This is a genomic window from Anoxybacillus ayderensis, assembly GCF_013761015.1.
GTDB classification, from domain to species: Bacteria; Bacillota; Bacilli; order Bacillales; family Anoxybacillaceae; genus Anoxybacillus; species Anoxybacillus ayderensis.
Genome location: NZ_JACDUV010000005.1, coordinates 216,765 through 237,356, shown reverse-complemented (window position 1 = coordinate 237,356; position 20,592 = coordinate 216,765). Strand labels below are relative to the sequence as shown.

The 20,592-nt window shown below is 43.4% G+C and carries 22 protein-coding genes and 1 pseudogene; 19 read left to right on the top strand and 4 right to left on the bottom strand.

All coding sequences use genetic code 11. The annotated features are described in order from the left end of the window. Positions 1 to 145: 145 nt before the first annotated feature. Together ftsW and pyc are read left to right on the top strand one after the other, a co-directional pair. Positions 146 to 1,354 carry a putative lipid II flippase FtsW gene (ftsW, locus tag HNR63_RS09360; protein WP_181520537.1) on the top strand — a complete coding sequence of 403 codons (1,209 nt, stop codon included), beginning with the start codon at positions 146 to 148 and terminating at the stop codon, positions 1,352 to 1,354. Between the two features lie 57 nt (positions 1,355 to 1,411). Next, on the top strand, positions 1,412 to 4,858 hold the full coding sequence (gene pyc, locus HNR63_RS09355) for a pyruvate carboxylase (protein WP_181520526.1): 3,447 nt from the start codon (positions 1,412 to 1,414) through the stop codon (positions 4,856 to 4,858). A 27-nt stretch (positions 4,859 to 4,885) separates the two neighbouring features. Here the strand turns inward: pyc and HNR63_RS09350 are convergent, their stop codons facing one another. Further along, a complete protein-coding gene (locus HNR63_RS09350; RefSeq protein WP_181520525.1) occupies positions 4,886 to 5,827 on the bottom strand; it encodes a COX15/CtaA family protein in 942 nt (313 codons plus the stop codon). 433 nt (positions 5,828 to 6,260) lie between these two features. Between HNR63_RS09350 and cyoE the strand changes: the two are divergent. The 7 genes and pseudogenes from cyoE to HNR63_RS09315 form a co-directional block, all read left to right on the top strand. Continuing rightward, positions 6,261 to 7,112: pseudogene (gene cyoE / locus HNR63_RS09345) on the top strand (heme o synthase); the annotation flags it as partial. Between the two features lie 118 nt (positions 7,113 to 7,230). Further along, entirely contained in the window at positions 7,231 to 8,295 is a 1,065-nt protein-coding gene (gene coxB / locus HNR63_RS09340; protein ID WP_181520523.1) for a cytochrome c oxidase subunit II, read from the top strand. Positions 8,296 to 8,324: 29 nt separating this feature from the next. Next, positions 8,325 to 10,193, top strand: coding sequence for a cytochrome c oxidase subunit I (gene ctaD / locus HNR63_RS09335; protein ID WP_009373478.1), 1,869 nt, complete (start codon positions 8,325 to 8,327; stop codon positions 10,191 to 10,193). Next, complete coding sequence (gene ctaE, locus HNR63_RS09330; protein WP_181520522.1) at positions 10,193 to 10,813, top strand: cytochrome c oxidase subunit III; 621 nt, start codon at positions 10,193 to 10,195, stop codon at positions 10,811 to 10,813. The genes ctaD and ctaE overlap by 1 nt, the downstream gene beginning before the upstream one ends. Before the next feature lie 4 nt (positions 10,814 to 10,817). After that, positions 10,818 to 11,150, top strand: a complete 333-nt coding sequence (gene ctaF / locus HNR63_RS09325; protein WP_009373480.1) for a cytochrome c oxidase subunit IVB — start codon at positions 10,818 to 10,820, stop codon at positions 11,148 to 11,150. Between the two features lie 83 nt (positions 11,151 to 11,233). Continuing rightward, positions 11,234 to 12,103, top strand: coding sequence for a cytochrome c oxidase assembly factor CtaG (gene ctaG / locus HNR63_RS09320; RefSeq protein WP_181520521.1), 870 nt, complete (start codon positions 11,234 to 11,236; stop codon positions 12,101 to 12,103). Positions 12,104 to 12,118: 15 nt separating this feature from the next. Continuing rightward, entirely contained in the window at positions 12,119 to 12,577 is a 459-nt protein-coding gene (locus HNR63_RS09315; RefSeq protein WP_181520520.1) for a DUF420 domain-containing protein, read from the top strand. A gap of 24 nt (positions 12,578 to 12,601) precedes the next feature. Here HNR63_RS09315 and ytvI read toward each other — a convergent pair whose 3' ends face one another. Continuing rightward, positions 12,602 to 13,720, bottom strand: a complete 1,119-nt coding sequence (gene ytvI / locus HNR63_RS09310; RefSeq protein WP_181520519.1) for a sporulation integral membrane protein YtvI — start codon at positions 13,718 to 13,720, stop codon at positions 12,602 to 12,604. On the opposite strand from ytvI, the gene HNR63_RS09305 reads away from it, so the two are divergent. Beyond that, a complete protein-coding gene (locus HNR63_RS09305) occupies positions 13,707 to 13,967 on the top strand; it encodes a hypothetical protein (RefSeq protein WP_021094426.1) in 261 nt (86 codons plus the stop codon). The genes ytvI and HNR63_RS09305 overlap by 14 nt on opposite strands. A gap of 6 nt (positions 13,968 to 13,973) precedes the next feature. On the opposite strand, the gene HNR63_RS09300 is transcribed toward HNR63_RS09305, so the two are convergent. After that, positions 13,974 to 14,333, bottom strand: coding sequence for a YugN family protein (locus tag HNR63_RS09300; protein WP_181520518.1), 360 nt, complete (start codon positions 14,331 to 14,333; stop codon positions 13,974 to 13,976). A 131-nt stretch (positions 14,334 to 14,464) separates the two neighbouring features. Between HNR63_RS09300 and HNR63_RS09295 the strand changes: the two genes are divergently transcribed. The 7 genes from HNR63_RS09295 to HNR63_RS09265 all read left to right on the top strand — a co-directional run bounded on the left by HNR63_RS09295 (position 14,465) and on the right by HNR63_RS09265 (position 17,853). Next, positions 14,465 to 14,881 (top strand): CBS domain-containing protein, encoded by a 417-nt coding sequence (locus HNR63_RS09295; protein WP_009373488.1) that lies wholly within the window; start codon positions 14,465 to 14,467, stop codon positions 14,879 to 14,881. A gap of 108 nt (positions 14,882 to 14,989) precedes the next feature. Further along, positions 14,990 to 16,000 carry a CAP domain-containing protein gene (locus HNR63_RS09290; protein ID WP_181520517.1) on the top strand — a complete coding sequence of 337 codons (1,011 nt, stop codon included), beginning with the start codon at positions 14,990 to 14,992 and terminating at the stop codon, positions 15,998 to 16,000. 65 nt (positions 16,001 to 16,065) lie between these two features. Further along, complete coding sequence (locus tag HNR63_RS09285) at positions 16,066 to 16,395, top strand: YlbD family protein (protein ID WP_021096017.1); 330 nt, start codon at positions 16,066 to 16,068, stop codon at positions 16,393 to 16,395. Positions 16,396 to 16,406: 11 nt separating this feature from the next. Then, positions 16,407 to 16,649: a YlbE-like family protein gene (locus HNR63_RS09280; protein WP_042533787.1), complete on the top strand. Its 243-nt coding sequence runs from the start codon at positions 16,407 to 16,409 to the stop codon at positions 16,647 to 16,649. Positions 16,650 to 16,681: 32 nt separating this feature from the next. Next, positions 16,682 to 17,047: a hypothetical protein gene (locus tag HNR63_RS09275; protein ID WP_220127469.1), complete on the top strand. Its 366-nt coding sequence runs from the start codon at positions 16,682 to 16,684 to the stop codon at positions 17,045 to 17,047. A 71-nt stretch (positions 17,048 to 17,118) separates the two neighbouring features. Beyond that, positions 17,119 to 17,568, top strand: a complete 450-nt coding sequence (locus HNR63_RS09270) for a YlbF family regulator (RefSeq protein WP_181520515.1) — start codon at positions 17,119 to 17,121, stop codon at positions 17,566 to 17,568. Between the two features lie 18 nt (positions 17,569 to 17,586). Further along, positions 17,587 to 17,853: a YlbG family protein gene (locus HNR63_RS09265; protein WP_085788167.1), complete on the top strand. Its 267-nt coding sequence runs from the start codon at positions 17,587 to 17,589 to the stop codon at positions 17,851 to 17,853. A 34-nt stretch (positions 17,854 to 17,887) separates the two neighbouring features. Here HNR63_RS09265 and HNR63_RS09260 read toward each other — a convergent pair whose 3' ends face one another. Further along, a complete protein-coding gene (locus HNR63_RS09260; protein ID WP_009373497.1) occupies positions 17,888 to 18,277 on the bottom strand; it encodes a DUF7147 family protein in 390 nt (129 codons plus the stop codon). Positions 18,278 to 18,420: 143 nt separating this feature from the next. On the opposite strand from HNR63_RS09260, the gene HNR63_RS09255 reads away from it, so the two are divergent. Next, positions 18,421 to 19,749: a hypothetical protein gene (locus HNR63_RS09255; protein ID WP_181520514.1), complete on the top strand. Its 1,329-nt coding sequence runs from the start codon at positions 18,421 to 18,423 to the stop codon at positions 19,747 to 19,749. Positions 19,750 to 20,024: 275 nt separating this feature from the next. Then, complete coding sequence (rsmD, locus tag HNR63_RS09250; RefSeq protein WP_181520536.1) at positions 20,025 to 20,591, top strand: 16S rRNA (guanine(966)-N(2))-methyltransferase RsmD; 567 nt, start codon at positions 20,025 to 20,027, stop codon at positions 20,589 to 20,591. The last annotated feature ends 1 nt before the right edge of the window (position 20,592 follow it).

Below are 20,592 nucleotides of genomic sequence, written 5' to 3'. Positions count from 1 at the left end.
AAACGAAGCCATACGGCTTCTAACCGCAGGAACTGCGGGGCTAGCCTGCTCATTCTCACTTCATTAGAAGTGACAGCGCAGGAATCTCGTGGCTTCAGCCATGAGAGGTTCAAAGTAAAATGCAAATAAGAAAGTGAAAAGGATGATGGAACTGATGCGCTTGAAGACGTTCGTCAAATATCATGATTATCCATTGATCATCGCTGTCCTTTTATTATCGTTGTTCGGGCTTGTGATGGTATATAGCGCGAGCATGATTACAGCCGTTACTCGTTTTCATACGACGAGCGATTATTTTTTTCAAAAACAAAAATGGGCATGGATGATCGGTACAGTTGTTTTTGTATTTACGGCATTTGTTCCGTATAAACATTATGCGCGCAAAGAGTTTTTACAATTCGTTTTTTTCGCCATGCCTATGCCGCTCATTTACGTCCTTTTGTTCGGCCATACCGTAAACAATGCGACAAGCTGGATTAAAGTCGGTCCGATTAACGTTCAGCCAGCGGAGTTTGCGAAAATCGGTTTAATCGTATATTTAAGCGGAGTATTAGCAAACAAGCAAAAAAAATTACAAACCTCGCCGCAAGACGTGCTGTTCCCAATCTACTATATGTTGTTTATTTGCTTATTAATTTTTCTTCAACCAGACGTCGGGACGATGTTAATTATCGGATTGATTTGTGCGGTCATCATCCTTTCTTCCGCCGCAAGCAAACGGTTATTGATGAAACAGTTGTTTCTGTTTGCTTTGATTTTCGGAGTTGTCGCGGCGATTTCTGGTCCGTTTATATACGATCGAGTATTTACGAAAGAGCGTTTATCGCGCATTGACGGTTTTTTGCATCCGTTTGAGCATGCGAAAGATGAAGGATACCAGCTCATTAACTCGTACATTGCGATCGGAAACGGGGGATTAAAAGGGCTCGGACTTGGACAAAGCATTCAAAAATACGGCTATTTGCCAGAAGCGCATACCGACTTTATTATGGCAGTCATCGCCGAAGAGCTCGGGCTATTTGGCGTTTCGTTCGTTCTCCTTTTGTTGTCGTTTATCGTCTTGCGCGGCTTTTTGATCGCAAGAAGGTGCCAAGATGCGTTCGGCAGTTTATTAGCGATCGGCATTTCAACGATGATCGGCATTCAATCGTTCGTCAATCTCGGTGGAATATCAGGGCTCATCCCACTAACAGGGGTCACATTGCCGTTTGTCAGCTACGGTGGTTCATCGCTCGTTTTACTTATGATGTGTGCCGGAGTGCTGACAAACATCGCAGCGGTAACAAATTACGAACAAAAACATAAAACAGAAAAACAAAGTAATATTCAAAAAAATCATATTTCTTTTTCGTAATTGTATTTACAAATACAGAAAATTCGTTATAGTTTTTATATGAAGGATAGGGGGAGGATGCATATGAGGCGTATTCAAAAAGTACTTGTCGCAAACCGTGGAGAAATTGCGATTCGCGTATTTCGCGCCTGCAACGAACTAGGGATTCGCACCGTTGCCATTTATTCGCGCGAAGATGCAGGATCGTATCATCGCTACAAAGCGGATGAAGCATATTTAGTTGGAGAAGGAAAAAAACCGATTGAAGCATATTTAGACATTGAAGGCATTATCGAAATCGCGAAAATGCATGATGTCGATGCGATCCATCCGGGTTACGGTTTTTTATCGGAAAACATCGAATTTGCGAAACGATGCGAAGAAGAAGGCATTATTTTCATTGGACCGAAACAAGCGCATTTAGATATGTTTGGCGATAAAGTAAAAGCGCGCCACCAAGCGAAACAAGCGGGCATTCCGGTCATTCCGGGAAGCGACGGGCCTGTGCAAAGCTTGGAGGACGTCGTGCGCTTCGGCGAGACATACGGTTATCCGATGATCATTAAAGCGGCATTAGGCGGCGGTGGACGCGGCATGCGCATCGTTCGCTCGCAAGCGGAAGTGAAAGAAGCGTATGAGCGGGCGAAATCGGAAGCGAAAGCGGCATTTGGCAGCGATGAAGTATATGTCGAAAAATTAATCGAAAACCCAAAACATATTGAAGTGCAAATTTTAGGTGACGAATACGGCAACATCGTTCATTTATATGACCGAGATTGCTCGGTGCAGCGCCGCCATCAAAAAGTTGTTGAAGTGGCGCCAAGCGTATCGCTTTCAAAAGAGCTCCGCGAAGACATTTGCCAAGCGGCAGTGAAACTGATGAAAAACGTGCAATACGTAAACGCAGGAACGGTTGAGTTTCTCGTTTCTGGCGATGCGTTTTACTTCATTGAAGTGAATCCGCGCATTCAAGTCGAACATACGATTACAGAAATGATTACTGGCATTGATATCGTCCAATCGCAAATTTTAATTGCGGAAGGACATGCGCTACATAGCGAAAAAGTCGGCATTCCGAAACAAGAAGACATTCGCGTTCACGGATACGCGATTCAATCGCGCGTGACGACAGAAGATCCGCTAAACAACTTTATGCCAGATACAGGGAAAATTATGGCGTATCGTTCAGGCGGTGGCTTCGGCGTTCGTTTAGATGCAGGCAATAGCTTTCAAGGCGCCGTCATTACGCCGTACTACGATTCGCTGTTAGTAAAAGTGACGACGTGGGCGTTAACGTTTGAACAAGCGGCAGCGAAAATGTTGCGCAACTTGCGCGAGTTTCGTATTCGCGGCATTAAAACGAACATTCCGTTTTTAGAAAACGTTGTGCAACATCCGAAGTTTTTAACAGGCGAATACGATACGTCGTTTATTGATACGACGCCAGAGCTATTTGTGTTTCCGAAACGGAAAGACCGCGGGACGAAAATGTTATCGTATATCGGAACGGTTACTGTGAACGGTTTCCCGGGCATCGGGAAAAAGAAAAAGCCGGTATTTGATCCGCCGCGCATTCCGAAAGTGAAACATATTGAACCGATGCCAAAAGGGACGAAACAAATTTTAGATGAACGGGGGGCAGACGGGCTCGTTCAATGGATAAAACAACAAAACCGCGTGTTGTTGACAGATACGACGTTTCGTGACGCCCATCAATCGCTTTTAGCGACGCGCGTGCGCACAAACGACTTATTGCGCATTGCTGAGCCGACCGCGCGTTTATGGCCGCAACTATTTTCGATGGAAATGTGGGGCGGAGCGACGTTTGACGTAGCCTATCGCTTCTTAAAAGAAGATCCGTGGGATCGTTTAATTCAATTGCGAAAAAAAATTCCGAACGTTTTGTTTCAAATGTTGCTTCGCGCGTCGAATGCGGTCGGATATAAAAACTATCCAGATAACGTCATTCGGGAGTTTGTTGCGCAATCGGCGGAAGCAGGCATTGACGTATTCCGCATTTTCGATAGTTTAAACTGGGTAAAAGGAATGACGGTCGCCATCGATGCGGTACGTCAAACAGGAAAAGTGGCGGAAGCGGCGATTTGTTATACGGGCGATATTTTCGACCCAACGCGCACAAAATACAATCTCAACTACTATAAACAGTTAGCAAAAGAGCTCGAGCAAGCCGGTGCGCACATTTTAGCGATTAAAGATATGGCGGGACTATTGAAGCCACAAGCGGCTTATACGTTTATTTCCGCTTTAAAAGAAGTCGTCGACATTCCGATTCATTTGCATACGCACGATACGAGCGGAAACGGCATTTATACTTACGCCAAAGCGATTGAAGCAGGAGTCGATATTGTTGACGTAGCGGTAAGCGCGATGGCCGGCTTAACGTCGCAACCGAGCGCAAACACGCTTTATTATGCGCTTGAAGGAACGGAGCGAGCGCCGGAAGTCGATATCGCATCGCTTGAAAAATTGTCGCGTTATTGGGAAGATGTGCGCAAATATTACGTCGACTTTGAAAGCGGCATGAACGCGCCGCATACGGAAGTATATATGCACGAAATGCCGGGCGGACAATATAGCAATCTTCAACAACAAGCGAAAGCGGTCGGCTTAGGAGATCGTTGGGATGAAGTAAAAGAAATGTATCGCCGCGTCAACGATTTATTTGGCGACATCGTCAAAGTGACGCCATCGTCGAAAGTTGTTGGCGATATGGCGCTATATATGGTGCAAAACAACTTAACCGAACAAGACATTTACGAGCGCGGTGAAACGCTTGATTTCCCAGATTCCGTCGTTGAACTGTTTGAAGGCTACCTCGGTCAGCCGCATGGCGGATTCCCAGAAACGTTGCAGCGCATCATTTTAAAAGGGCGTGAACCGATTACCGTTCGTCCGGGCGAACTGTTAGAGCCGGTCGACTTTGAAAAGTTGCGCGAAGAGTTATATCATATCGTCCAGCGTGAAGTGACCGACTATGATGTGTTAGCTTATGCGCTATATCCGAAAGTGTTTGTCGAATATGCCCACACGGTCGAACAGTTCGGTGATTTATCTGTACTTGATACACCAACGTTTTTATACGGCATGCGTCTTGGGGAAGAAATTGAAATTGAAATCGAAAAAGGAAAAACGTTAATCGTCAAGCTCGTCTCGATTGGTCAGCCACAAGCGGACGGAACGAGAGTCGTATACTTTGAACTAAACGGTCAACCGCGTGAAATCGTCGTGAAAGACGAAAGCATTAAAACAACTGTCGTGGCGCGTGTGAAAGCGGATCGCAACAATCCGAACCATATTGCTGCGACGATGCCGGGGACAGTTGTGAAAGTACTCGTTGAAAAAGGGGAAAAAGTGAAAAAAGGTGATCATTTAATGATTACCGAAGCGATGAAAATGGAAACGACCGTGCAAGCACCGTTTTCTGGTATTGTGAAAGACATTTACGTCAAAGGCGGCGACGCTATCCAAACAGGCGATTTATTGCTTGAATTAGCCGAAAAATAAAAAGAACGAGGGATTTCCTCGTTCTTTTTATTTTAATACGGCAGATGGAACGGCTTGATGCCCGACCTCTTTTTCTTTTTTGCTACGTGTCGCCAACAACACGAAGTAACTTAATACACCAAATAAACATGAAATAAAAAACGCATGAGCTAAAGCGACGTATAAGTTTAACCCCGTAAAGACGACGAGCGCCCCCGTTGCGACTTGGCAGCTGACGAGAATGAGCGCAATGAGCCAGCCCCAATACATAATCGGCTGATGTTTATATCGTTTCATTGCATATATCGTTGCCCATAAAATCCAAAGAAACAATAGTCCCGCTGCAAAACGGTGTCCCATTTGCACCCATTCATGTAGTTGTGTCGGGAATAACCGCGTTTGTGCGCAAAACGGCCAACTTGGGCACGCTAAGCTCGCTTGTTTATGGCGAACGAGCGCTCCGGTATAGACGACGATATAGCAATATGCAATAATGCCGTAAATATGAAATGTCATCGTACGATCGAGCACAACGGATGCGGCATCAAATTTTTTATCTACTTCAAAAATAAACAACGTTAATAAAAAGACAGCCGCAAACGAAATGAGCGAGATACCAAAATGAAGCGCAAGCACGACGTCCGATTGCCCCCATACGACCGCAGCCGCCCCAATAAGCCCTTGCAAAACGAGAAACACGAACGAAACGACGGATAAAAATTTCGTTTCTCGAATATGTCCGATCGCTTTCCATGACCAAATCGATAAAATAAGCACCATCAATCCGACGACGCCTGAGACGACGCGATGGCTTAATTCAATGAGCAACTCAGCTGTAATGTGAGACGGAATGAGTTGCCCGTGGCAGAGCGGCCACGAACGACCACAGCCCATTCCTGATCCTGTTTTTGTCACAAGCGCCCCACCAATTAAAACGAAAAGCATGCCGATTGTCGTCGCTACCGCAAACCATTTTAAAAGCCGTTGCAATGTGTTCACTTCCTTAACGCAAAATTTTATCTAGCAAATGCCTAGTAAAAACTGTATAATAAATGTGAAATACGTGTGAAGAAATGCTACTCTCATATTAGCGGAAAATGTCGAAAAGCGCAAAGTTTTATTATTTTACAATATAGCAAACGTTGCAAATATGGTTGAATATTTGTAGAGAGTTTGCTAGAAATATAAGTGCAGTTATTTTTCAACTTTTTCATTGTCACAACATTGTTTTGACACAAATTCGACACAATTAAGACAAAAAAAGTTCACAATTTGACGGAGAAATGTGCTTTAATATACAGAGACGACATATCGTTATCGTGTATAGATTGGAAACGCCTTCAAAGGCATAAGAGAGGAGTGGCGGCAGATGGCGGATGTAGTCGAAGAGGTAAAAACGACAAAAATCCAATCCGGTGTACTAAAAGATGTATTAGCTGTCGTGAAAATTGGCATTGTCAATTCAAATTTAATTACGACGTTTACGGGACTTTGGTTAGCCCTTCATTTTACAGGAAAAGGATTTTTAAGTAATTTGCATATCGTGTTTTTTGCGCTCGTCGGATCTGCGCTCGTCATTGCAGGTTCTTGCGCGTTAAATAATTTTATTGATCGCGATATTGATCATCTCATGGAGCGGACGAAAAGTCGCCCAACGGTGAGCGGAAGCGTAGAGCCGAAGCGCGTGCTTTGGTTCGGTGTACTTCTTGTCGCCATCGGTACGTTCAGTTTGCTTATGACAACGGTCACCGCCGCCATCATCGGACTGATCGGCATGGTGACGTACGTCTTTTTATATACGATGTGGTCTAAGCGGAGCAATACGCTCAATACGGTGATCGGCAGCGTTTCTGGTGCCGTTCCACCGGTCATCGGTTGGACAGCGGTCGATGACGGATTTCATATCGTTCCAGTCATTTTGTTTTTGCTTATGTTTTTATGGCAACCGCCACACTTTTTAGCGCTGGCGATGAAGCGATGTGAGGAGTATCGCGCAGCAGGCATTCCGATGCTTCCTGTCGTTCACGGATTTGCGATGACAAAACGGCAAATCGTCATTTGGATTGTGGCGCTTTTACCACTTCCGTTTTACTTATTTTCATTAGGCGTGCCGTTTTTAGTGATCGCGACGTTGTTGAACGTCGGTTGGTTAGCGCTCGGACTGGCGGGCTTTAAAATGAAAGACGATATGAAATGGGCGAAATGGATGTTCATTTATTCGCTCAACTATTTAACGATTTTATTTGTGACGATGGTAATTGTCACGATCGACTAATGAAGCGCCTGCAACGGCGCTTCCGAAAATAAAAAAGTTTACAATTCTTTCTTTTTGTAAAGAAAGAATGTATATATTTCACTTTATTTCATAATCGAAAGAGGGGTTTGATTAGGCTATGAAGAAGTGGCTACGAAATTGGCGCTTGGTTTCTCTTGTATCCGCCATGGCGCTTTTGCTAGCTGGTTGCGGTAAGCCGTTTTTATCGACGCTTCAGCCAGCAGGAGAAGTAGCTGACATGCAGTACAAGCTTATGCTGCTCAGCACGGCCATTATGGTCATCGTCATTGCGGTTGTAACGATCATCTTCCTTTACGTTGTGACTCGCTTCCGTCGTCGTAAAGGGGAAGAAAACAAAATTCCAAAACAAGTCGAAGGAAGCCATACGCTTGAAATTATTTGGACAGTTATTCCGATTATTTTACTAATCATCTTAGCTGTTCCGACGGTTTTATACACGTTTAAATTGGCGGATGTAAAACCGATGAACAAAAAAGAACGCGACGTTGTTGTCGTCAACGTGCGCGCGAATTTGTACTGGTGGGAGTTTGAGTACCCAGATTACGGCATTATTACAAGCCAAGATTTAGTCGTTCCAACAGGTGAACGCGTGTATTTTAACTTAAAAGCATCTGACGTAAAACACTCGTTCTGGATTCCTGCCGTTGGAGGAAAAATGGATACAAATACAGATAACACGAACCAATTTTTCCTCACATTTGATGACAAACGTGCCGAAGAAGCAGGACGTCTATTTTACGGAAAATGTGCGGAGCTTTGCGGTCCGTCACACGCATTAATGGACTTTAAAGTGAAGGCGCTTCCTCGGGCTGAATTTGATCAATGGGTAGAAAAAATGAAAAATGCAAAACCGGTTGCAGCAACAGACCCTGTTGTGAAGCGAGGAGAAGAAATTTTCAACAAAAGCTGTATTGGCTGTCACGCCGTCACACCGGTTGATGGTCGTCCAGAGCAAGCTCGCCTTGCGCCAAACTTAGGCAACTTTGCGGATCGCGAACGCATTGCCGGCATTTTAGAACATAACGAAGAAAACTTAAAAGCTTGGTTAAAAGATCCAGAGAAAGTGAAGCCAGGCAACAAAATGACAGGTACTTATCCAGCATTATCTGATGAAGAACTTGAAGCATTAACAAAATACTTAATGACATTATCTGTTGAGTAAGGGGATTATCGATAAAGGGAGGTTAAACTGTGAGTACGTTAGCTCGGAAAAAAGGTGTCGGCGCAGTCATTTGGGACTACTTAACGACAGTAGACCATAAGAAGATTGCGATTTTGTACTTGATCGCCGGCGGAGTTTTCTTCTTGCTTGGCGGTTTAGAAGCGATGATTATTCGCATTCAGCTCGCCGTGCCAAACAACGACTTCATTAGCGCAGGTTTTTACAATGAAGTGTTGACGATGCACGGGACGACGATGATTTTCCTTGCGGCGATGCCGCTCGTGTTTGCGATGATGAACGCCGTTGTACCGATTCAAATCGGTGCGCGCGACGTAGCGTTCCCGTTTTTAAACGCGCTTGGATTTTGGTTATTTTTCTTCGGTGGTGTATTTTTAAACTTATCATGGTTTTTAGGTGGAGCACCTGATGCAGGGTGGACATCGTACGCATCATTATCACTTGCGTCACCAACGCACGGCATTGACTTTTACGTATTAGGTTTGCAAATTTCCGGTTTCGGAACGTTAATTGGTGGAATTAACTTCCTTGTGACGATCATTAATATGCGCGCACCGGGAATGACATATATGCGCATGCCGATGTTTACATGGGCAACGTTTGTCACATCTGCGCTCATTTTATTCGCGTTCCCGCCATTAACAGTCGGTTTAATTTTCATGATGATGGACCGTTTGTTTGGTGGAAACTTTTTTGACCCAGCGCTTGGTGGAAATACGATCATTTGGGAGCACTTGTTCTGGATTTTCGGTCACCCAGAAGTATACATTCTCGTCTTACCAGCGTTCGGTATTTTCTCAGAAATTTTCGCGACGTTCTCGCGTAAGCGTTTATTCGGTTATTCATCGATGGTATTTGCGACGGTGTTAATCGGATTTTTAGGATTCATGGTATGGGCGCACCATATGTTTACGGTTGGTATGGGCCCAATTGCAAACGCCATCTTTGCAGTTGCGACAATGGCGATTGCCGTTCCGACAGGAATTAAAATTTTCAACTGGTTATTTACGATGTGGGGCGGAAGCATTCGCTTTACAACGCCAATGATGTATGCGGTAGCGTTCATTCCATCGTTCGTTATCGGTGGGGTGACAGGGGTCATGAACGCAACCGCTGCGGCAGACTATCAATATCACGATAGCTATTTCGTCGTTGCGCACTTCCACTACGTTATCGTCGGTGGGGTTGTATTCGCGCTACTTGCAGGGGCACACTATTGGTGGCCAAAAATGTTCGGTAAAATGTTAGATGAGAAATTAGGAAAAGTGACATTCTGGTTGTTCTTTATCGGTTTCCATTTAACGTTCTTTATTCAACATTTCCTTGGCTTAATGGGTATGCCACGCCGTGTATTCACGTTCTTGCCTGGCCAAGGATTTGAAACAGGAAACATGATTAGTACAGTCGGTGCATTTTTCATGGCAGCAGGTACAGTCGTATTATTAGCAAACGTTGTTATTACAACAGTAAAAGGAAAGCGCGTTGGCAACGACCCTTGGGAAGATGGACGCACATTGGAATGGGCAGTATCTTCGCCAGCGCCAGAGTACAACTTTGCGCAAACGCCACTTGTGCGTGGTTTAGATGCGTATTGGATTGAAAAAATGGAAGGCAAAAAAGGATTAACACCAGCAGAACCGCTAGGTGACATTCATATGCCGAATCCATCGATTTTACCGTTTGTTATTTCACTCGGCTTATTTGTAGCCGCATTCGGTTTCTTGTTCCATCAAGATCATGCGTGGGGAACTCCAGTTGGCGTAGTCGGCTTACTCATTACGCTCGGCGCGATGTTCTTCCGTTCAATTATTGATGACCACGGCTTCCATATTCATAAAGAAGAAGTGATGGAAGCGGAGAAGAAGGGGGCTGGGGCATAATGCATGTGGAAGAAAAATTAACGGCAGAGACGTTTCCGGCAGAGCCTGAAAAAGCAACCCTTGAAGGGAAAAATAAATTTTTAGGTTTCTGGTTTTTCCTCGGCGGAGAGACGGTATTGTTCGCCTCTCTCTTCGCCACATTTTTGGCGTTAAGAGATTCCGTTGCAGGCGGTCCGTCTGCGAAAGAATTGTTCCAAATGCCGATCGTCTTTTTAGCGACGATGCTGTTACTAACGAGCAGCTTAACGAGCGTATATGCAATGCATCATATGCGCAACTTCGACTTCAAAAAAATGCAGCTTTGGCTCGGCATTACGGTATTGCTTGGCGCAGGCTTCTTAGCGCTTGAAATTTACGAGTTTACAGAGTACGTACATGAAGGATTTAAATTTTCAACAAGTGCGTTTTCTTCATCGTTTTACACGCTAGTTGGTACGCACGGTGGCCACGTCGCATTCGGTTTACTCTGGATTTTAACGTTAATGATTCGCAATGCGAAACGTGGGTTAAACTTATATAACGCACCGAAGTTTTACGTTGCCAGCTTATATTGGCACTTTATCGACGTCGTGTGGGTGTTCATTTTCACGGTCGTATACTTAATGGGAATGGTGGGGTGATTGTATGGCAAATCATACACATGTACAAAACCCAAAAGTAGATGTACAATATCGCCGGAAAAAAAATGCAGAAGAAATGAAACATCAAATTGTTTCATTTACGTTAATGATTTTCTTAACGCTCATCGCCTTTTTTGCGGTTGGATATGAAGGATTTTCTGCTTGGTTTTCCGTACCGTTCATTTTATTGTTAGCGGTCGTGCAAGTTATTTTCCAACTGTATTACTTTATGCATATGAGCCATAAAGGACACGAACTGCCAGCACTTTTCATCTATGGCGGTGTCGTTGTGGCGTTCGTTACGATTTGGGCGTTTTTAACGGTCGTTTGGATTTAAGAAGCTAGCGTTGGCTAGCTTCTTTTCTTTTCACGTTTGTTACGTTTGTAGTATAATAAAGTCGGAAAAAAAGCGAGGTGAATATGATGCCGTTAAGTATATTTGGTTTTGAAGCGATGTGGAGTCCGTACTTTTTCATTTTTTTAGTCGCTGTGACGATCGCTTATTTTTGGCTTGTTAACCGTGCAAAAGAACAAACGACGACAAAGCAAAAAACGTTGTTTGTGACTGCGATTGTTTTGCTTTATATTTGTAAAGGTTCTCCAGTTGACTTGTTAGGGCATTTAATGTTTAGCGCCCATATGACGCAAATGGCTGTCCTTTATTTAATGGTGCCGCCGCTCCTGATTAAAGGCATCCCATCATGGATGTTTGAAGCCGTTTTTCGCATTCAAATCATTCGATCGACGTTTGCCTTTTTCACGAAACCATTAATTGCTTTATTTTTGTTTAATGGTATTTTTTCGTTATACCACGTGCCGTTGATTTTTGATGTCGTGAAAACAAACATGTGGTTGCATGCGCTCATGACGATTGCTATTTTTATTGCGGCGATGATGATGTGGTGGCCGCTTGTGAATGACGTGCGAGGGTTTCCGTCTTTATCTGGCTTGAAAAAAATCGGTTACATTTTTGCCGATGGGGTGTTGCTGACGCCTGCATGTGCGCTCATTATTTTCGCGGATACCCCACTATATGCGACGTATTACGATCCAGCTGCTTGGATAAACGCTTTAGCGCTTTGCGTCCCACAAACGACGTTAGCGTCGCTTGAATTAAGCGGACCAGAAATGTTTAGCTCGATGTCGCTATTGCACGACCAGCAGCTTGGTGGCGTATTAATGAAAATCATTCAAGAAATTGTATACGGAGTGATGTTGTTTTTCATTTTTATGGAATGGTATCGAAAAGAACGAAATGAAGAACATGTCGCTGTTCAAACAACGAAATAAAGAGAGGGAGAAACGATGGTACCGATTTTACCTACAATTAGTACAAGCTTTATCGTCATTAGTGCGATTCTCGTTGCGGTTGGCTGGTATTTCATTCGTCAAAAACAAATCGAGAAGCATGAAAAGACGATGTGGCTTGCGGCTGCTTTTGCGCTCGCGTTTTTCATCATTTACGTGTCGCGTACGGTTTTTATCGGCAATACAAGCTTCGGTGGTCCAGACGATATGAAAATATATTATACGATCTTTTTGTTTTTCCACATTTTTTTAGCGACTACTGGCGCCGTTTTCGGCATTGTCACGTTGCTTTCCGCTGTGAAAAAAAATTGGTTGCGCCATAAAAAAATTGGCCCGATCACGAGTATCGTATGGTTTTTTACCGCAACAACAGGAGTTGCTGTTTATTTATTGTTATACGTATTTTACCGTGGCGGTGAAACGACATCGGTTATTAAAGCGATTTTAGGATTTTAAAAAGAGGGTGAACATTCACCCTCTTTACAGTTTAAAGTGAAATTTAATAATTCCTGCCTCTTTCGCTGATTTGATCGCAATGAGTAAGAGCGGGAATAAAATGAGACCGAGTCCGCCCATCACTTTCACGCCTAAGTACATCGAAATGAGCGTCGCGAGCGGCGATAAACCGATATGCGCGCCCATCACTTTCGGCTCAATCGTTCGGCGTAAAATTAATAAAATGACACCGAGAATCGATAGTTTTGTCGCCAATACCGTATCGCCTGTGACGAAGTGGAAAATGGCCCAAGGTGCCATAATGACAATCGATCCGATAATTGGAATAAAATCGATCACCCAAATAATAAATGCGGTAAATAACGCCACTTTCGGTGTAATGAGCAACAGTCCGACGAGAGATACGGCAAAAATAATTAAGCTAACGAGAAATTGCGCTTTCCAAAAGCCAAAGACGACATACGATAGACGCGACATCATAAAATGTACTTTTTCTTTCGTTTCGTCTGTTAAATGCGAAAAAATTGCTTCGCGTATTTTCGGTAAATCGTGCATAAATAAAAATAAAGTAATTAAATAAACGAGAAAGTTAATTAAAAACTTTGGAACGTTTGCGACAAGCGCGCTTACTTTATTAAAGCTTAATGAAGCGGTTAGTTGTGTTTTTAATTTTGTTAAAAACAAATCGACTTGGTGGCTCAATTCCGCCACAACAAACGGCGGCAATTTTTCTGTCTGCTTGTACCAGCGAGCGACAAGTTCATTCCATCCCGCAATCATTTCATTCAAATATAGCGGCGAGTTTCTAAAAAAGTGAAACGCTTCCGTCACAATTTTTGTAATAATAAAGTAACCGCTTAAACACATAAATAACGTAAATAAACTAAACACAAGAAGGGTAGCGGACTGTCGCTTAAACCCGAGCCGTTGCTGTGCTACTTTCACTGCTGGCTCTAAAAAAACGGCAGTAATTAATGCGAATAAAATCGGAACGGCAATAGGGGCGACCCAGTATGTCAATAAGACGATCGCAAGTAAAATAACAATCATGTATATGGACCGCTTTGGAATTTTCTCAAACAACGAAACGACACCTGCTTTCATTTCATAAATCGTATGGAGGATGTATATGCATAAACCCATTATAACGATTGTTGCGATGAGTGTACAACCGTTTGATGATGTTATATTAGAAGATGTGAAAGTATACGAGCAACAAAAGCGACTGACGATTCATGTGACAGTTTCGTTCAAAATGAAACAAAATATGCTCGCTTTCTGTGAACATATTCAAAAACAAGTCATTGACGACATATACGAAATGACAGGAAAAGAAGTTTTTGCTGTGCATCTGTACGTTCGTCGGCTCGTTGACGGAAAAAACGCATGAGCGTGCTCATGCGTTTATGCTAGCAAGGCCTTCTTTTACTTTCGCTAAAATTGCTTCACATTGGCTCACTAATGACGAAGGGAAGTTTTCTCCCTCTCCATATTCTACACCATGTGGGTAATAATGTTTGCCAAGTAGCGGCTTCATTAACTTAATGACTGCATGGCGGCCGCCAACATCCCCTTCAATCGCATAGCCTTGCACACGTAAATAAAACACATCGTTTTTAATCTCGAATTTGCGGTCATATGTGACACGGTCGTAATCCCATTGACCTGCACGCACGAAGCCGAGGCTTTCCATGAGTTCGTCTAAACGTGTTAATGGCGCTGTTTGATTTTCAATACCTGTATTTTCAAAGCGCATCGTTCATATCCCCCTTATGTAAAATAAAACATTCCTCCATTAATAATAGTACGAAAGCGCATAACTTTCAATGACGAGCTTCATAATTGTTCCGATTTTGGTGAAACTAATGTGCGAAAGGAGAGATGAATATGCCAAAAGTAAAAGAGATGATGACGACAGAAGTCGAATGTTGCACGCCGCTCGATAATATGTACGAAGCAGCGGTCAAAATGCGCGATTATAACGTCGGTGCCATTCCAATTACAGATGGAAATCGGCTCATTGGTATTGTGACGGACCGCGATTTAGTCGTGCGCGGCATTGCTGAGAAAAAGCCCGGTTCAACAGCTGTCACAGAAGTGATGAGTGAACAGCTTGTGACGATTTCACCGGACGCTTCTGTCACCGAGGCGGCTCGTTTAATGGCGAAACATCAAATTCGCCGCTTACCTGTTGTCGAAGGGGATACGCTTGTCGGAATGATGTCGCTTGGCGATTTAGCGATCCATGAAGCAAGCGACGAACAAGCCGGCGAAGCATTAACAGAAATATCACAATACCATTAATCAAATCAGTCTGAGGCTATGTGTTCGCATAGCCTTATTTTTTAGTGTTGCGACATGGGCAAGCTGTATATAATGGAAGTATATACAACAACTGAGGGAGAATGATGCATGCGTTGGATAGTGGCCCTTATATTTATTTTTATGATCATTTTTTATTTTTCACCAACAAACGAACAAGCCCCATTAAACGATACGTCGATCATGAGTGAACAAGCGAGCGAAAAAATCGTTTCAGAAGGGCTCGGTACATGGATTGGAAAAACAGAAGAAGAAGTGAAACAAACGTTCGGACAACCTGCTCGTATCGATCCGTCCGCTTACGGCTACGTCTGGTGGGTGTATAACGATCCGAAAACGTATATGCAAGTCGGTATACTTGATGGACGAGTCGTCACCATTTATGCGTGCGGGCCTGAAGCAAACGTCGCTCCATTTCAATTAAATCGCTCTATTAACGACTTATTGCAAACGATGCCGCTCCACGATACGATTCACGTGCAACTTGACGATGGGGTGTATCGCTTTCAACTCACTGAAGAAGATTTAATGATTCAACCGCTTCTTTCGTTTGGCGATGCATATGTACAGTTATATATTGACCGTTTTACCGGCCATTTATCAAGCGTGCGCTGGATCGATGGGGAGACGTTAGTGAAGCTTCGCCCGTACGAATTGGAATATCGTGGACCGTTGCCGGAAGTAGCGCTTGATGAAATGATGGAAAAACAAGTGGAACAAGCGAACGCGAAACAAATTTTTGACATAACGAACGTAATGCGTGCACGTCATGGTGCCCCCCCGTTGACATGGGATGAGCGCGTGGCGCAAGTGGCATATGAACATAGTAAAGATATGGCAGAAAACAATTTTTTTGCGCACGAATCCCCAACAACCGGTGATTTACAACAACGGCTTACAAAAGCAAACATTCCATTTGAAGTCGCAGGAGAAAACATTGCGTCAGAATATATTGATGCACCTGCTGTTGTCGAAGCATGGTTAAATAGTCGAAGCCATCGCCAAACGTTGTTAAATGAAGAATTGACGCATTTAGGAGTAGGCGTGTATAAGCGGCATTATACACAAAACTTTATTCGTCCTTTTTCCCAACCAAAATAGGCGCACCTATTGGCCATTCGGTCGTAATATATGGTAGGCAAACAAACTAGAAAGGAGCGACCGATATGTCCATTGAACAATTTAAACAATTTGTGAAAAAGCATCCGAAACTCATTGAAGAGGTGCGTCAAGGAAAAAAAACGTGGAAAGAGCTATATAACGATTGGTACGTATTTGGCGAGGACGATGATATGTGGGATGAGTATCGGTCCACAGCGGAGAAAGATGAACAAGGAGCTCTCGTCCAAAAGTTAGCCAGTTATTTAAAACATCTTGACGTCAACGAGCTTCAAACGTACATTACAAACGTTCAACAAGCGATCGCGTCCATTCAAGAAGTCGTCCGTCAAATGCAACATACAAAAAAAGACCCGTTTTCGTTTCGAAAAGATTAAGGAGATAACGGATGAGAAAAGATGTGTACGAATATATTGCTGCAAAGCCGAAGCTTCATCAATTTTTGCGTGAACAGCCGTCATGGTATCGAAGGTTAGCGAGACGACCGATGGATATAAAAGAAATGGAAAAAGAGGCACGCCAATATTATAAACAAACGTTGCCACATAAAGTCGAACAAGTCGTCCAAACGATTGAAATGGCAAAAATGATGATGGCGATGATGAAACTGATGAAGGACACTCATAATTAAACGAGAAACGCAAACACTATCACTACGAAAGGATGGTGAACGTGTTGCGCTTCTTTTTTTTATGTATCGCGCTATTGTTTTCCACATATATGAACGATGACACTGCTTTTGCTGAACAAAAGCAAACGTTATTTGTCAAACATCATGTCAAAGGAAATAACGTATTTGTTGAATGTATCGTTGATCAATTTATGTTTACGAAAGGAACACGTCCGAAACAAAACGGACAAGGACGCATTCACATTTATGTGAATGGAAAAAGGGTGAGCGAAACGACAACGGCTGCTTTCGTTATTCGCGGTTTGCCGGTGGGGAAACATACGATTCGACTAGAACTTGTGCATAACGATGCAAGTAAGTATCACGTTTCGCACGAATTTACGGTAACGATTCCATAAGTCTGGGGCAACCAGACTTATTTGTTTTGTGGAGAAAATCGTGTTATGATACGGTTGTGGAGGTGTTGCTCGTGCTTGTAGCAACGATCGAACGATTGCAGTTGTTAGATGTTGCTGAACAACTTGGCAAAATGATTGTCGAATCAGACGTGGCGGAGGAATATCGTCGCTGTTTTTATCATATGCAACAAGATGAGAAAGCGCAGCGGCTCATTCATCGTTTCGTTCAGTTAAAAGAACGATACGAAGACGTGCAGCGCTTTGGGAAATATCATCCAGACTACAAAGAAGTAACAAAACAAGTGCGCGAGGCAAAGCGTGAATTAGATTTATATGGTCCGATTGCCGCGTTTAAACGAGCGGAAAAAGAGATGCAGTCGCTTTTAGATGAAATTAGCACGATGATCGGTCGTGCGGTATCTGAAAACATTAAAGTGCCGACCGGAAATCCGTATTTTGATTCTTTATCTTGCGGTGGAGGATGCGGATCTGGCGGAGCGTGTGGCTGTCGGACGAAATGAAAAAGGGGGGATGGGCGCATGTTTCCAATGCGTCAAGGCATTATCGTTTGGCTTTATTCGTTAAAACATAGCAGACAGTTACGAAAATACGGAAACGTTCATTACGTATCGAAACGATTAAAATATGCTGTTTTATATTGCAATATGGACGAAGCGGAAGGCGTGATGAAAAAGCTCGCTTCTTTACCGTTTGTGAAACGAGTGGAGCCGTCTTACCGCCCGTATGTTAAAGTCGAATTCGAATCGAAAGCAGATAAAGAAAAAGAATATGAATACGGAATATAAAAGGATGTCCACGCGTGACATCCTTTCGCTTTTCTTATTGTAGAGGCGGAATGAACCGATTCATGCGCATAATGCCGATTAAATGTTGATAGTACAATTGTAAGTCAGCAAAAAAAGTTGATGGCTTTACATCTAAATGAATAATTTCTTGATTCAATTCTTTCGCTAAATCGAGGAACAACTCGTATCGCTTTGTCACTTTGACAGACGGATGCGGAATGCCTTCGCGGCAAATGTATAACGGTTGAAAATCACCTGGATCGGTCGGATGAAGCACAACGACGAACGATGTGAGCGCTTTGCCATCTTTCATCGTATGGAAGGCGAACAAACCAGATAAGCGGTGACGGTTTGATTTCGCGATTTCGATGAGCTCATAAATATCAGAATATCCTTCTCCTAGTTCAATAAAACGTTGAATCATCTGTTCATTCCCTCACTTTATATGTATTCCATCATTACTTTATCACGTTCAACTTTTTTCGACAATTAGTGAAAACGGTGTATGACAACGGAATGAAATTTTGCTATTGTTATAATATAAACTGCTAATGAAGGAGCCATTGTATGTGGAGAATAGCTTTCATTTCAACGCTCCTTTTCTTTGGAGTTAGCGCAGGAGCTTTATATTATCAATGGGACGAATATCATACGGAAGCGACAAAACAATCGGTGCTCCAGCATGACGTTGAAGCAACGTTTACTGGAAAAACGATTGAAGTCGTTCATCATATACGCGGGGCTGTCACGAACACATACGAAGTAACTGTGCCAAAAGAAGTGAAAAATGTTTCGTGTGTAAAACAAAAACAATGCGTGAAACAAAAAAACGGAAAGACGATCGTCCATGTGCCAAATACACATACGATTTCTCTCACTTATCGTGTAACGGTTGCGCAAAAAGAGCCGCTGTTCATAAAAGAATGGCTCATTCGTTTTCATACGACACAACAGCAACAAATGAATATATCGCTCACCGATGTCGTTCATCCGAAAGGCATATGGGCGGCGGACGGAAAGCTCGTTGGCTACGTATATAAACCGTCTTTTTCGTTTTTTATGTGGGAGAAAGAAGGGGGACAAACCGTTCCCCTTTATTTTCAAACGAAGCCGTTGCGCACATCGTTTGATGAAAATGTTAGCATCTATACGACAAAGCCATTAAACGATGCTGAGCGATCATTTTGGAGGCAAAACGGTGTGCAGACGCTTGTCGTCACCTCATTTCGTCTTCAGTACATGACGCCGACGTTCGTCATTATATCGGATACGTCTTCTTTTTCCGACGTGCAGCGCGCTTACGTTCGCGTGCAGCTAGAGCAACGGTTTCCAAATAGCGCTGTCCCCGATTGGATATGGGATTTGCTCGTTTCGTATATGACGAAAACAGAACCGGTCACAAAACAGGCAAAACGTGCGTTGCAACAATTGAAACAAACGTTAACGAAAGAGGAACAACAAACGTTTTGGACGCTCGTTCAAACGAGCGATGGTCAATCGTTAACGATGAAAAAGTTAGATGAATGGCTAGGAAAGGCGTATGGGGGGAATACGACGTTTTTCCAAAATGAGGAGCCGTACATGACATTCACGGAACGAAAAATGCTCGTCGTCAATGAAGTAAAATTGCCGACAGCTCATGTGTTATTAAAAGATGGTCAGCAGCTGTTTCCGTTCGTTCCGATCATGCGCACGCTTGGCTATACTGTTCAACGTTCGGGAGAAGCGATATTTATTGAAAAAGATGGGGCACGTTGGCGCTTTTTTATCAACGGCACGAAGACGGTCGTTCAACAGTGGGACGGAACGTTATACATCGAGCGAACCGAATTTCCAAAATGGTTTTCCGTCTACATTAGTGAAACGAGCGAAGAAATACGTGTGATTGGTCAATAAGGCAAAAAAATGCCCTGTGGCATATGCCGCAGGGACCCTTCCATTCTTTTTCGGACGAGCCGAAAAAGAGAAGGAAAAAAGGGAGAGGAGAAACCGGAGGAAGAACTTATGGGGAACGTAAGTCTTCTCCGTGGTTGGCAACAACATCATCAACGATGTTGTTACTATGAGTATAACCATTGTTTTGCATTGTATACGTAATTATCATATTTTTTCCTTCTATCGTTCATCTTTTGGACGGTTATGTTATGATCATAAAAGCGAGGTGAAATATGATGCGAGTCATATCAGGGAAATGTAAGGGCAAACCGCTTCAAGCTGTGCCGGGGATGACGACGCGCCCGACGACAGATAAAGTAAAAGAAGCAATCTTTAATATGATCGGTCCGTATTTTTCAGGAGGGCTTGGGCTCGATTTATTCGGTGGAAGCGGTGGACTCGGTATTGAAGCGCTCAGTCGCGGTTTAGATCGCGTCATTTTCGTTGACCATGACGCGAAAGCCGTTCAAACGATAAAAAAGAACGTCACCGCTTGTCGCCTAACAGATCAAGCGGAAATTTATCGCAACGATGCCGAACGAGCATTAAAAGCAATCATAAAACGGGGCTTGACGTTTCATCTCATTTTTCTTGATCCACCTTATAAAAATAAGCAGCTTGAAGCGCTCATTGCGATCATCGATAGTCATCAACTGTTACAAAAAGACGGTTTTGTCGTCGCTGAGCACGGGGCGGAAGAACAACTCGCCAAACAAATTGGACGCTTAACGCAAGTAAAACATGAAACGTATGGCATCACCGCTGTATCGATTTACGCCTATGTCGATGAGGAAGGAGAATAAA

Bases quoted from the DNA above. Each gene is read 5' to 3' on its own strand.
- ftsW (WP_181520537.1), top strand. From the start codon at position 146: ATGGAACTGATGCGCTTGAAGACGTTCGTCAAATATCATGATTATCCA.
- pyc (WP_181520526.1), top strand. From the start codon at position 1,412: ATGCATATGAGGCGTATTCAAAAAGTACTTGTCGCAAACCGTGGAGAA.
- coxB (WP_181520523.1), top strand. From the start codon at position 7,231: ATGAAGAAGTGGCTACGAAATTGGCGCTTGGTTTCTCTTGTATCCGCC.
- ctaE (WP_181520522.1), top strand. From the start codon at position 10,193: ATGCATGTGGAAGAAAAATTAACGGCAGAGACGTTTCCGGCAGAGCCT.
- ctaF (WP_009373480.1), top strand. From the start codon at position 10,818: ATGGCAAATCATACACATGTACAAAACCCAAAAGTAGATGTACAATAT.
- ctaG (WP_181520521.1), top strand. From the start codon at position 11,234: ATGATGCCGTTAAGTATATTTGGTTTTGAAGCGATGTGGAGTCCGTAC.
- HNR63_RS09315 (WP_181520520.1), top strand. From the start codon at position 12,119: ATGGTACCGATTTTACCTACAATTAGTACAAGCTTTATCGTCATTAGT.
- HNR63_RS09305 (WP_021094426.1), top strand. From the start codon at position 13,707: ATGCATAAACCCATTATAACGATTGTTGCGATGAGTGTACAACCGTTT.
- ytvI (WP_181520519.1), bottom strand. From the start codon at position 13,720: ATGGGTTTATGCATATACATCCTCCATACGATTTATGAAATGAAAGCA.
- HNR63_RS09300 (WP_181520518.1), bottom strand. From the start codon at position 14,333: ATGCGCTTTGAAAATACAGGTATTGAAAATCAAACAGCGCCATTAACA.
- HNR63_RS09295 (WP_009373488.1), top strand. From the start codon at position 14,465: ATGCCAAAAGTAAAAGAGATGATGACGACAGAAGTCGAATGTTGCACG.
- HNR63_RS09290 (WP_181520517.1), top strand. From the start codon at position 14,990: ATGCGTTGGATAGTGGCCCTTATATTTATTTTTATGATCATTTTTTAT.
- HNR63_RS09285 (WP_021096017.1), top strand. From the start codon at position 16,066: ATGTCCATTGAACAATTTAAACAATTTGTGAAAAAGCATCCGAAACTC.
- HNR63_RS09280 (WP_042533787.1), top strand. From the start codon at position 16,407: ATGAGAAAAGATGTGTACGAATATATTGCTGCAAAGCCGAAGCTTCAT.
- HNR63_RS09275 (WP_220127469.1), top strand. From the start codon at position 16,682: ATGGTGAACGTGTTGCGCTTCTTTTTTTTATGTATCGCGCTATTGTTT.
- HNR63_RS09265 (WP_085788167.1), top strand. From the start codon at position 17,587: ATGTTTCCAATGCGTCAAGGCATTATCGTTTGGCTTTATTCGTTAAAA.
- HNR63_RS09260 (WP_009373497.1), bottom strand. From the start codon at position 18,277: ATGATTCAACGTTTTATTGAACTAGGAGAAGGATATTCTGATATTTAT.
- HNR63_RS09255 (WP_181520514.1), top strand. From the start codon at position 18,421: ATGTGGAGAATAGCTTTCATTTCAACGCTCCTTTTCTTTGGAGTTAGC.
- rsmD (WP_181520536.1), top strand. From the start codon at position 20,025: ATGCGAGTCATATCAGGGAAATGTAAGGGCAAACCGCTTCAAGCTGTG.